15 protein-coding genes are annotated in these 11,710 nt (G+C 29.4%); 11 read left to right on the top strand and 4 right to left on the bottom strand.

Translation table 11 applies throughout. The annotated features are described in order from the left end of the window. The first annotated feature begins 73 nt into the window (after positions 1–73). Entirely contained in the window at positions 74–595 is a 522-nt protein-coding gene (locus bhDAH_RS00170; RefSeq protein ID WP_043924374.1) for a P13 family porin, read from the top strand. Between the two features lie 136 nt (positions 596–731). On the opposite strand, the gene smpB is transcribed toward bhDAH_RS00170, so the two are convergent. Both smpB and bhDAH_RS00160 read right to left on the bottom strand, forming a co-directional pair. Next, positions 732–1,187: an SsrA-binding protein SmpB gene (smpB, locus tag bhDAH_RS00165; protein ID WP_043924373.1), complete on the bottom strand. Its 456-nt coding sequence runs from the start codon at positions 1,185–1,187 to the stop codon at positions 732–734. Further along, positions 1,184–2,653: an SUMF1/EgtB/PvdO family nonheme iron enzyme gene (locus bhDAH_RS00160; protein ID WP_012421814.1), complete on the bottom strand. Its 1,470-nt coding sequence runs from the start codon at positions 2,651–2,653 to the stop codon at positions 1,184–1,186. Before bhDAH_RS00160 ends, smpB begins: the two co-directional genes overlap by 4 nt. A 183-nt stretch (positions 2,654–2,836) precedes the next feature. Between bhDAH_RS00160 and lepB (bhDAH_RS00155) the strand changes: the two genes are divergently transcribed. Genes lepB (bhDAH_RS00155) through bhDAH_RS00145 form a run of 3 tightly spaced genes read left to right on the top strand, consistent with a single transcriptional unit; the run spans position 2,837 to position 4,876 of the window. After that, on the top strand, positions 2,837–3,817 hold the full coding sequence (gene lepB, locus bhDAH_RS00155; protein ID WP_012421813.1) for a signal peptidase I: 981 nt from the start codon (positions 2,837–2,839) through the stop codon (positions 3,815–3,817). Positions 3,818–3,819: 2 nt separating this feature from the next. Beyond that, positions 3,820–4,455: a signal peptidase I gene (lepB, locus tag bhDAH_RS00150; RefSeq protein ID WP_012421812.1), complete on the top strand. Its 636-nt coding sequence runs from the start codon at positions 3,820–3,822 to the stop codon at positions 4,453–4,455. Next, entirely contained in the window at positions 4,445–4,876 is a 432-nt protein-coding gene (locus bhDAH_RS00145) for a DUF188 domain-containing protein (RefSeq protein WP_012421811.1), read from the top strand. Before lepB (bhDAH_RS00150) ends, bhDAH_RS00145 begins: the two co-directional genes overlap by 11 nt. Here the strand turns inward: bhDAH_RS00145 and bamB are convergent. Further along, positions 4,862–5,893, bottom strand: coding sequence for an outer membrane protein assembly factor BamB (gene bamB / locus bhDAH_RS00140; protein ID WP_012421810.1), 1,032 nt, complete (start codon positions 5,891–5,893; stop codon positions 4,862–4,864). The two genes, bhDAH_RS00145 and bamB, sit on opposite strands and share 15 nt — an antisense overlap. A 6-nt stretch (positions 5,894–5,899) precedes the next feature. Further along, entirely contained in the window at positions 5,900–6,535 is a 636-nt protein-coding gene (locus tag bhDAH_RS00135; RefSeq protein ID WP_012421809.1) for a BB0027 family outer member beta-barrel protein, read from the bottom strand. 161 nt (positions 6,536–6,696) lie between these two features. Here bhDAH_RS00135 and bhDAH_RS00130 point away from each other — a divergent pair, with 161 nt between their 5' ends. The 7 genes from bhDAH_RS00130 to queA all read left to right on the top strand — a co-directional run bounded on the left by bhDAH_RS00130 (position 6,697) and on the right by queA (position 11,659). Next, positions 6,697–7,602, top strand: a complete 906-nt coding sequence (locus bhDAH_RS00130; protein WP_012421808.1) for a bifunctional 5,10-methylenetetrahydrofolate dehydrogenase/5,10-methenyltetrahydrofolate cyclohydrolase — start codon at positions 6,697–6,699, stop codon at positions 7,600–7,602. Further along, positions 7,603–8,334 (top strand): YebC/PmpR family DNA-binding transcriptional regulator, encoded by a 732-nt coding sequence (locus tag bhDAH_RS00125; protein WP_012421807.1) that lies wholly within the window; start codon positions 7,603–7,605, stop codon positions 8,332–8,334. It begins immediately after the preceding gene. A 107-nt stretch (positions 8,335–8,441) separates the two neighbouring features. Continuing rightward, positions 8,442–8,669, top strand: coding sequence for a RuvC family protein (locus bhDAH_RS00120; protein WP_043924372.1), 228 nt, complete (start codon positions 8,442–8,444; stop codon positions 8,667–8,669). Next, a complete protein-coding gene (locus bhDAH_RS07630; RefSeq protein ID WP_080598009.1) occupies positions 8,633–8,779 on the top strand; it encodes a RuvC family protein in 147 nt (48 codons plus the stop codon). The genes bhDAH_RS00120 and bhDAH_RS07630 overlap by 37 nt, the downstream gene beginning before the upstream one ends. A gap of 167 nt (positions 8,780–8,946) precedes the next feature. Then, the gene (ruvA, locus tag bhDAH_RS00115) at positions 8,947–9,537 is read left to right on the top strand and encodes a Holliday junction branch migration protein RuvA (protein ID WP_012421806.1); all 591 of its coding nucleotides are present in this window, start codon (positions 8,947–8,949) and stop codon (positions 9,535–9,537) included. A gap of 51 nt (positions 9,538–9,588) precedes the next feature. Continuing rightward, the gene (gene ruvB, locus bhDAH_RS00110) at positions 9,589–10,647 is read left to right on the top strand and encodes a Holliday junction branch migration DNA helicase RuvB (protein WP_012421805.1); all 1,059 of its coding nucleotides are present in this window, start codon (positions 9,589–9,591) and stop codon (positions 10,645–10,647) included. Further along, positions 10,622–11,659, top strand: coding sequence for a tRNA preQ1(34) S-adenosylmethionine ribosyltransferase-isomerase QueA (gene queA, locus bhDAH_RS00105; protein WP_043924371.1), 1,038 nt, complete (start codon positions 10,622–10,624; stop codon positions 11,657–11,659). Before ruvB ends, queA begins: the two co-directional genes overlap by 26 nt. Positions 11,660–11,710: the final 51 nt, after the last annotated feature.

The following is an 11,710-nucleotide window of genomic DNA, read 5'->3' as shown; positions in this document are numbered from 1 at the left end:
TTTAAAGATTGAACAATTTTCTTAATATGTATATAATTCAGAATACAGATAGTTTATTTGGGGGGTGTTTTTTATGAAAAAAGTGTTGATTTTGATGATAATTGTCTTTTGTACTGTTGTTGGGTTTGCCCAAAGTTATGATGAGATGGCCTCTAGTAGTGTAGAAAAGATGTTGCTTTATGAGGCTTATAAAAAAGATCCTTTAATCCCTTTTCTATTGAATTGTTTTGTGGGTTTTGGGATAGGATCTTTAGCGCAGGGCGATATTACTGGTGGATTGCTGATTTTAGGGTTTGATGCTTTGGGCTTAGGTTTGTTAAGTTATGGTGCATATTCTATGGTTAACTCTATTTCTGCAAGTGATGGTGATAAGACATCAGTGGTTGCTTTATCTTTGGTTGTGTTAGGGGGGGTTACTATGACTTTAACGCGACTTGTTGAGGTTATCCTTCCCTTTACGCATGCGTCTAGTTACAATAGAAGGCTTCAAGAGAATTTGGGAATTACATTGGGAGGATTTCAACCTGAAGTTGATATGAGCTTTGATGAAGATGCTAGGTTTATGTTTGAACTTTCTTTTATTAAGAGATATTGATTATAAGAGCCAAAATAAAAATTGAGTAGCTGTAATATGCTTATTTATAACTACTCTTAAATAGTCTGGTAGTATTTGTTTCCCGTGCCTTTTAAGGGTGTATTTATATTTCTAAAGCTTTATATTGCTGTTTAGCTTATTTATATTGTTTAATTTCACGACTTAAATCTTTTTTTATGCTTTTCTGTTTTAATATTTCTCGTTTATCAAATAGTTTTTTGCCTTTACATATCCCAAGTTCTACTTTTATTAATGAATTTTTTAGATAAATCGAGATAGGAATTAATGTGTATCCTTCTTTTTCTTTAAACTTTTTCAACTTTTGTATTTCTTTTTTTGTTATAAGAAGTTTTCTGTGTCTTATTTCTTCGTGATTGAAAATATTACCTTCTTTATACTTTGCTATATGTAAATTTTCAAGCCATATTTCATCTTTTTTAATGCTGGCAAAACTATCATTAAATGAAAATTTTTTTAATTTAATGGATTTAACTTCAGTTCCTTTTAAAACAATTCCACAACTTATTTTATCTTCAATGAAGTAATTGAATCTTGCTTTTTTGTTTTCAAGTAGTAATGAGTTCACATCTATTCCTTTTCAATAACTAGTCTAAATCCAATATTTGGAGAGCTCCAATATTTTAAGAACGAAGCTTTAGTTGAAGGTTTAAGTTTTGAGCTGTTATTATAGTTATATGTTCTAATTTCAGTGATTAGTGAGTTGAAGTGTGAGCTTGCAGAATATATATCGTTTTCGTCTTGAAATAATATGGACTCATTGAAGCTTGGGTTTTGCATTAGATTCCAAAATCCAACTTTTTTAGATATTTCATTGATATTTAGATTTTCTATGGCCTTTGGTACTTCTCTTTGATATAATTCCCATTCTTGAGATATAGGAAGTCTTGCTTTAAATCCTTTAGGTAAATTTGAAGAATACCATTTAGCATATTCTATTGCTGCATGATAAGATATGTGTGTAATATCTTCATTTGAAGACATTTGTTTAAAAGTTTTAAGGTAACCTTCATCTACGAGTTCTTCTTTGATCAAATTATCTTTATTGTTTAGTGCCCACTTTGGATTTTCATTTAAAAAGTCTTGATATTCAGCTTTAGTCACATTTTTATTTTGGATTAAAAATTCTTTTAACTTATATGTAGTCTTGAGTGTAAGATCTTGTGAATATAATTTGTAATTTTGAATACTTTCAATATTTTGAGATGTTATCTTTTTAAAATTCTTTAGATACAAATCTATGGTTTGACTTTCAAAGTTTAATATTTTATTTTCATTTTTTAATTTTTCTATTAGTGTCTTAAACCATGTTTCGTTGGATATTTGTTTTTGTTGTTCTTTGTCTAGATTTTCAAAAAACCAAATTATTGATCTATTGTCTAGATTAAAGTTTTGTTGTAAAGATTCCCATATTTCTTTGTTGCTGTTATTGTTTGTTGAGTAGATATTTTTGTATGCTATGAAAAAATCTTTGAACATTGTATTTGAATGTATATATGGAATGGAAGTTTTAAAGAATTTTTTTATATATTCTGGGTTATTTTGTAGGTCGTTTACAATTAATGAAAATACTGGAATTAGTTTTATATTGTCGCTAGTATTTTTAATTTTTGTCATAACCGAGAGTTCTTTTTGTCTTTGTGTAATGATCTTGCTAGGATCTCTTAGTTTTAGATCAATATTGAATTTATAACTTGTGAAAAGTCTATTTTGTATGTCAATTTTTTTTTCATAAGTCTCAAAACCGAACCTTTGAATCTTTAAAGTTCCTTTGGTGGCATTTACATATTTTTGAAATGGGGTTCTTCCAATGTATTTTTCGTCTATATAGACATGTGCGTTATTGATATTAGTTTTTACCTTTAAGTATGCCCCAGGATTGTTTAATTTGGCGTTTAGGATTAAACTAAATACTAGTATTAAGGGTAGGATAATTATTGTAAATAAAACGTAAATCTTTGGAGTTATTCCTAATATTGGTTTTAATTTTACTGTAAGCGATTCCTCATTAATATCAAGACCATCATTCTCTTTGAGCATATATAGTGATTATAAAAAAGTATTAAAAGAAATTCAATATTGCATATTCCTTTGTTTGTATTAATTAAAAAATACAAACAAGTTTTGCTTGATTTAAAATTATATTTTTTAATAAGGCTTTGTGGTTATGAAGATATTGATAATTATTGATTTTATGTATAATTTAGTTTTGAGGATAAGTATATGTATTTAGAAAGATTAGATAGGTTTGCTAATTTTTTAGTGGAGATTATTGAGAGATATTTAACTTATAGGAAGAAAAGGAAGTATTTTTATAAACTTAAAGCTAAAAGGCGAGGCTTTATGCTTAACTTTGTACTTGAACTTTTGGGTGCTTCAATTTTTGTTTTGGGAATAAATCAGTATTTTTTACAAGCGTATAGGATTCCATCAGGATCAATGGAAAATACCCTTCAAATTGGGGACTTGTTATTTGTGGATAAATTTTCTTATGGCCCTGAACTTTTGCCGGGAGTATTTAAAATAGATGGAATAAAAGAACCAGATGAAGCAGAGATTGTGATTTTTGAAAATGTTGAATATAAATCAAAAGGGCTTTTTTTTGATATTTTGCATAGATTGCTTTATATGTTGACTTTCAGTTTTATTGATCTTGATAGAGATGAAAATGGAAATCCTAGTGTTAGATTTCTTGTCAAAAGAGCGTTGTTTGCCGATGGTAAGCTTGTAAGATTTCGAAATGGAACAGTGTTTGTTAAAAAGGAAGGAGAAGAAAGTTTTACAGAAGAAAATTCTTATAAAGCTGCATTAGGATATAATTTTGGTATTAAGAAGCTCATAGAAGATTCGGATTATAAGGTTTATGATAATCTTGCTATGTTTATTGCATTAAATCAATTAAGTGTTAATCTAGAGAATATATCTGATTTTTCATTTTTTAATGTTAGGGAAGTTGATAGATTTGAAGTTGAAAGATTGGAGTATCGTTATTTGGTGGCTTTCATGCCATATGTTGATTATTACATGGAGAAGGCAATAATGAGAGATTATGGGATATATGTGCCTTATGGGTATGTATTGCCTGTTGGGGATAATAGAGATAATTCTTATGATGGTAGATTTTTTGGTGTCATAGATAAAAATAAGATTCTTGGTAAAGCTTTTTTTATGTATTTCCCTTTTTCTAGAATAGGTTTTATTTAAATATGGCAACGTATTTAACTTTCGAACAAAGACTTTTAAGAAAAAAGAGAAGACAAAAGCTTTCTAAGATTGTTCTATTGTTTTTGATATTAAATTACGTTTTTACAAAATTTGTTTTACAAATTTTTACTTTTCAAGGTGATGAAATGTTGCCTTTAATAACAAAGAATAATAGTTTGATTTTTGTTTCAAAATATATGAGATCTTTTTTTGTTCCTTTGAAAGTGGATGATATTGTGCTTTATGAAGATTTAAGTTTAAGGGGAAATTTTATTTTAAATTTTTTCAGGGATTCATTTTTTTTAAACAAAATTTTTAATACCAAAAGTTATAAAATTGCAAGAATAGCTGCTACTCAAGGAGATATAGTTTATGTGAAGGGTTTTGATGTCTTGATTCATAGAAAAGCTAATAATTCTTATTATTTGAATGGTAATTTGATGAGTGGTTATAGATTAAATGATTTTTTTAACTTTAATGAAGTAATTAAGTGTTTTGTTTTAAAGAAAAATGAATTTTTTCTATTAAATGAGAATTTAAAGATTTTAAATGATTCTAGAGTATTTGGGCCTGTTAAACAATCCCGTATTTTGTCTTTCTTAGCATTAAGGATAATGGATTATAAAATTGTTAAATAAAATTTTTGTTGATGCTGATTCTTGTAATTTAGAGATAATAAAATTTTTACAAAATTTTGTGTTAAATAGAAATGCGGATCTTATTTTAGTTGCAAATAGGCATTTAAGTTTAAAGATGTCAAAAAATACTTCTGTTAAAGTTGTAAGTGATGTTGATTCTTTTATTTTAGAATTAGTTGATAAGAATAGCATGGTGGTTACCAGGGACATATTATTTGTTAAAAACTTGTTGGATTTGCAAATTAAAGTTATGAATGATGAGGGTCAAGTTTTTGATACAAATAATATAAATTATTTGTATTTTAGATCTAGGTTAAATATTAATTTAGGTATTAAAGTTAAAAAATACTTTCATGAGGAAGTTAATAGAGTTCGGTATTCAAATTTTGCAATGAATTTTCATCGTTTATTCTTTAGTTAGTTTTTTATTTTCAATTTTCCATAATCCTTTTCCTTGGGTTAGTATATAAATTGTTTCATTTGATATGGGTATAATATCATTAAGTCTTGTTTTGCTTAATTGTGAACCATTGTAAGAGCCTGGCAATACAGATTGTGAGGGTGGTTGCAGAGCAAATGTATCTTTATCTTTTATAAGTTCTACAAATCCATTATTGCTTCCGATAAGTATTGTTCCATTAACTTCTCTTGCAAAGTATGCAATAAATTCTCCTATTCCATCGCGATTGAATATTGGATCTTTGTAGTTATTTTTGCTTGAGTATATTTTGAATTTGTTATCCGGTGTATCATGCTCTCTTCCAGTTAGTAATAGTGTTTCTTGAAATCCTCGGATGCTTGTTTCTATTATTGCCATTATTTCATTTGTTGAGTTGACATTTATCACTCCGCCACCATTTAGTTGCCAAATTTTTGCAAATCTTCCAGTAATTAAATTATTGTTATTTGATATTTGATAAAATTTATCATTATTGGTTGTGCCGTTGGGAGTTTGATCGTTTCCATTTATATTTAGAATAATTTGATTGCCATTTTCTCCTAATGCTAGAATATAAGCTGAAGCAATATTATTTTTACCTATTGATTTTAAGAATTTAATTGGAATTAGATTCTTTTGAAATTGAAGTTTCCAATTGTTACCCTCAAGAGAGTAGAGTTCTAGTTGTCCATTTTTGTTTTGAACTAATAAGTATGTTTTTCCTGATATATTGACAAGGTCAATTACAAATTCATAAGAGTTGCTAAAATTTACTCTTTCAATATTTCCATTTTCTTTTTTAAATAAATGCATAGCTGCGATATAAAGGGTATCATTGACTAATGAGATGCCACTTGGACTTGAGCTGTCTAAGATGTTATTATTGCTATTTATTTTTTGCAACTTGCTAAGCTGAGAAAAGATAGATTCACTTGAACATGATAAAACTGACAGTGTTAATATTATCATTATAAATTTTGTAAAATCTTTTTTATTCATATTTACCTACAATTTGTTGATATTTACTATTACTGAGAGTGATATTAGTAAAAAATGTCCGGTTTTAGCCGAATTGCCAAATTCAAACATTGTCCACCATGCAGTTGTAATTCCTAAAGCCCATTGATAATTGAAATTCCATAAGATTCCAGAACCAATAGATATTACAGGCATTGTATCAAAAGTTCTTAAATTTGAGATACTGTCACTTTTATCCCCATAAGAGCTTAAAGAAAATCCTATATTTGAAAATATGGGTATTTGAAGGAGCTCTCCTATGTCAAATACATAGGTTGTTAAGAATGTGATAGGCACTGTACTGAATGTTTTACCTATTCCAGAATCAGGATTTAATAAATTAAATGAATGATTGATGTCAAAATTAAACAGGTATCTAAGCTCAAGACCTATAGCTAAGTTGCTTAGGATGTGATATCTATATTTCAGTGCTCCAATTCCTCCCGGGTATAGATTTGAAGAGGAGACGCTTGATAAATCATTGTAAAAAAGGGGGATTCCTAAGCTTAAGTCTACTTCCATAACAGAATTTCCCTTTCTATCAATTGAATATGCTTCAATTCTTTTCACATTTGTATGCAACAAGAATAGTAAGGTGAGTACGATTAAAAGATTCTTTTTCATTATTCTCCATATTTTAAGAAACTCTTTATTTAAAAGTTATTATATTGAAAAACGGGTTTTATTACAATTAAATTTTTGTGTGAGTCTATCTTTATTTATGCTTATAATACAAGTATAGTATAATGTATGATGTTTTGATCTAAATAGGTGGAGGGTTTAAGTTGAACAATGTTTTTGATGGTAAACTTTTTGCAAATCAATATTATTTGTTATTGAAAGAGTTTTTAATACATCATGATTTAGGAAATAAAATTTCTTTAAAAGTTATTTTAGCAAATGATAACCCTGCAAGTAAACTTTATGTTGCTGTTAAAGAAAGAGTATCTAGAGAAATTGGTATTAATTTTTATGTTATTAAGTTAGCTGAGCATTCAGGACAAGATAATATTTTGCAATTGATTGAGTCTGAAAATGTAAATGAAGATACTGATGGAATTATCGTTCAATTACCTCTTTCTAATGAAATAGATGTAAATATGGTTTTAAACAGTATAGTAAGTACAAAGGATGTAGATGGACTTTCTGCTATTAATTTGGGTAAGTTGATTTTAGGTGATAGGAAAGGATTTATTCCTTGTACAGCCCTTGCTGTTTTGAAGGTTTTATTTGATAAGGGAATAAAAATCTCTGGTAAGACTGTTGTTGTGGTTGGAAGAAGTTCTCTTGTTGGGAGGCCTCTTTCTATCTTGCTTTCTTGTAAGCCCTATGATGCAACTGTGATTACTTGTCATAGTAAAAGTATTAATTTAGATCTTTATGTAAAACAAGCAGATATTATTATTTCTGCTGTTGGAAAACCTAAATTAATAGATGCTAGCATGATTGTTGGGCATCCTTATGTTATTGATATTGGTATTTCTAGGGTAGATGTTGATGGTAATGATGTTCTTGTAGGAGATGTTGATTTTGAATCAATTAAAGAAAATGTTAAATTTATTACTCCTGTAGTAGGTGGAATTGGTCCTGTTACAGTTCTTATGTTGATGTTTAATACAATTAAGGCGCATCTAATTAGACATAATAAGTTTGATGTCTTAGAAAAGTTAGTAAAGTTGGTGGAGGTTTGAATGTCTGGTCATAGTAAATGGTCAACTATCAAGAGAAAAAAAGGTGCTCTTGATGCTAAGAGAAATAAGATTTTTACTAAATTAATTCGTGAGATAAGCATTGCTGCCAAGATGGGTGGAGGTGATATTGATTCTAATCCTAGGTTACGACTTGCTATTAATAAAGCTAGAGTTTCTAATATGCCTAAAGATAATATTGAAAAGGCAATAAAAAAGGGCATTGGAGATAATACAGGTGCTGAATATTTTGAGCTTACTTATGAGGCTTATGCGCTCCATGGTGTAGCTTTGATAATTAAGTGCTTAACTGATAATAAAAATAGAACGGCAAGTGAGGTACGCAGTGTCCTCTCAAAGAATGGTGCTTCTCTTGGAGCTCCAGGTTCTGTATCTTATATGTTTCACAAAAAAGGATTAATTTCGTATAGTTTAGATAAATATCCTGAAGATGAAATAATGGAGCTTGCATTAGAAGCAGGTGCAGAAGATATTTATAGTGAAGGTTCTCAGATAGAGGTTATAACAAGTGCTGAAACTTTTGAAGCTATTTCGTCTGTTTTAAGAACTAAGTTTGAGGAAGATATTGCAGAGATTGCTCTTCTTCCTGAAAATAAGATTTCTTTAAATAAGGAACAAATAGATAAAGTTCTTTCTCTTATTGAAAAATTAGAAGATTTTGATGATGTTCAAGAAGTTGTGCATAATTTAGAAATTATTGATGAGATTGATTAGTTTGCTATGGAGGTTTTTCTAAAATTGAGCATGAGAAGAATATTAGATATTGATCCTGGTCTTGCAAATGTTGGATGAGGGAATTTTAGATATTAAAGAGTAGGTACATGTATGTTCAAGATGGAACTGTCATAATTGATCCTTTTATGTTTTTGAGAGATAGGTCAGAATTAATTTTTGATGAGATTGTTCTTATTATTGATAAGTTTAAACCTGATGTTGCAGGCATTGAAGATATTTCTTTTGCTAAGAATAAGAATATTTTTATGAATATACTCTACCACAAGTCAAGAATTCAATTTCTGGATTTGGTAGGATTGAAAAAGTACAAGTAAAATACGTTATTCGTGTTTTACTTGGAATAAGAGCTGATTTTATTTTTACTAGTGATCATAGTAGTGATGCACTGGGGCTTGTAATTTATTATGGTAATCATCAACCATAGAATGTTTTTAGATTTTTTTCAAGTTATTTTGAGAATAAAATTAAATTATTGCAGCAATTAGTTTAGATCTTTGATCCTAAATTTATTTATTATTAGTTACTTTATACCTTATTTTTATTGGTAGAAATAGGGCAAGCCTTAATTTTTATGTATTATAATTTAATTCTATGATCAATAAAATTTATGGTAAAATTATAGAGAAAAGAGAATCTAGTATTGTAATTGTAGCACTTCCCTTTGAATTTGAGGTTTTGGTTAGTTCTTTTTGTAATGCAGAATTGAGGTTGCTGGAAGATGTTGAAATATTAACTTATCTTCATCTTCGAGAAGATGAAATTAAACTTTTTGGGTTTTTAAATGTATCAGAGAGAGAAGTTTTTGAAGAACTTATTAGTGTTGATGGAATAGGACCAAGAGCGGCTCTAAGGATGCTATCTGGAATGAAATATGATGAATTTAGAGATGCAATTGAAAGGGAAGACGTTAAGCGTATTTCTACGGTCAAAGGCATTGGAAATAAAGTAGCAGGCAAAATATTTTTAAAACTTAGAGGAAAACTTGTTAAAGCTGATGAGTTGACCTCAAGTGTATTTAAATTTAAAGATCTTGAACAGTCAATTGTTAATATGGGTTTTGATAGAAAATTGGTTGTAGCTGCTATTAAGGAAATTATGCTTATTGATGAATTTTTAATGTTAAGAGAAGTTGAACAAGAACAGTTTTTATTTAGAGAAACTTTAAAAAGGCTTTCAGGTTAGATTTTGGTTTTTAGAGGCTATAGCAGTGTTTATTAAAGATAGGGGGATTAGATGAATTTAGAAGAGGGCTCTAAGCTTCTAAATTCTGACAAAAATTTTCTGTATGATAGGAATGAAAGTGAACTTAGACCAAAATTCCTTAGAGATTTTGCAGGACAATCTCACATTAAGGAAAATTTAAGTGTTTTTATAAAGGCATCTAGAGATAGAAATGAAGCACTTGATCATGTTTTTTTAAGTGGTCCCCCAGGGCTTGGGAAGACTACTCTGGCTAGTATTATTGCTGTTGAAATGAATACTACAATTAAGGTGACTTCAGCTCCAGCTCTCGATAAGCCAAAGGATATTGTTGGCATTTTAACGACTCTTGATGATAAGAGTATTTTATTTATTGATGAGATGCACAGGCTTAAGCCTGTAATAGAAGAGATGCTTTATATTGCAATGGAAGATTATAAGATAGACTGGATAATTGGACAAGGTCCTGCTGCAAGGACTGTAAGAATGTCAATTCCTAAATTCACTTTAATTGGTGCTACTACAAAGCCTGGAAAAGTGGCATCACCACTTTATGCTAGATTTGGGATTGTATCTAGATTTGAGCTTTATAGTGAAGATGAACTTGTGAAGATAATACAGAGAAATTCTATTATTTTAAATGTTAAATTTGAGGATAAAGCTGCCTGGCTTCTTGCAAAAAGCTCAAGAGGAACTCCTCGTGTAGCAAATAGGCTTTTAAGACGGATGAGAGATTTTGCACAAGTTGGTGGTTATGATTTGATTACAGAGAATATTGTGAGTGATGGACTTGAAATGTTAAAAATTGATCATGAAGGACTTGATGAACAAGATAGAAATATTTTAAGGAGTTTAATACTGAAATTTAAAGGTGGACCTGTTGGTGTTGAAACTTTAGCAATTTCTGTTGGTGAGACAGCAGATTCTCTTGAGGATTTTTATGAACCTTATCTTATTCTAAAGGGTCTAATTGAGAGGACTAGCAGAGGGCGCAAGGCTACTGATTTTGCATATTGTCATTTAAATTTGAATAAAAATAATCATAATGATTTAGGTAGTGAACAGGATGGATACCAAGGAATTTTATTTTGATCTACCACATAATTTGATAGCACAATATCCAAGTGAGAAAAGAGGTTTATCAAGGTTAATGGTGTTAGATTCTGGCAAGCAAAAAATTTATCATAATGATTCAATAAATGATATCTTTAAGTATATTGATAGCAATACTTTTTTGGTATTTAATGATTCAAGGGTTAGAAAGTCGAGAATATATGCCAAAACGGATCATGGAGGTAGTGTTGAGGTTTTAATTTTAGATAGACTAACAGGGGATACATTTACATCTCTGATTTCTAAGGCTAAAAAACAAAGCATTGGCAGGGTTTATACGTTGCCTCAAGGTTTGCTGGCCCAAATAATTTCAAAATCAGGTAATGAATTTACTCTTAAATTTAATAAGTGCGTGGATGAGTCTTATTTTGAACAGCATGGGCTTATTCCTTTGCCACCTTATATTAAGAGAAATTATGATAGAGAAGATGAGGATCGTTATCGAACGATTTATTCAAAATATATTGGTTCATCAGCATCAGCTACTGCAGGTCTGCATTTTAGTGAGGAACTGTTTTCTAAATTGGATGAAAAAAATATCGAATACGATTTTATTACACTTCATGTTGGGCTTGGGACCTTTCTTCCTGTGAGAACTAAGACAATAGAAGAGCATAAAATGCATTTTGAAAGTTTTTCAATAAAAGATTCTGTAGCTCTTAGGCTTGAGGAGGCAAAGGCTTTAGGCAAAAAAATTTTGGCTGTTGGAACTACTACTCTTAGGGCATTAGAATCTGCTTATTATAAGCAAAGGGGGCTTATACGAGGTGATCAAAAAACCAATCTTTTTATTTATCCAGGGAAGGGGTATGAATTTAAGTTTATTGATATGCTTTTTACAAATTTTCACACACCAGAATCAACTCTTTTAATGTTGGTGTCTTCATTTGGTGGTAAGGATTTTGTATTTACTGCTTATAGAGAAGCTGTAAAAATGAATTATAAATTTTTCTCTTATGGTGATGCTACTTTATTTTTGAATCATATATAGAATATATGGATATTAATGGTTAATTATTTTACTATTTATTTAATAATAATT

It is taken from the genome of Borrelia hermsii DAH (assembly GCF_023035675.1).
Classification (GTDB): domain Bacteria; phylum Spirochaetota; class Spirochaetia; order Borreliales; family Borreliaceae; genus Borrelia; species Borrelia hermsii.
Note: the sequence above shows the minus strand (reverse complement) of the source record. Positions and strands in the feature narration are given on the sequence as shown.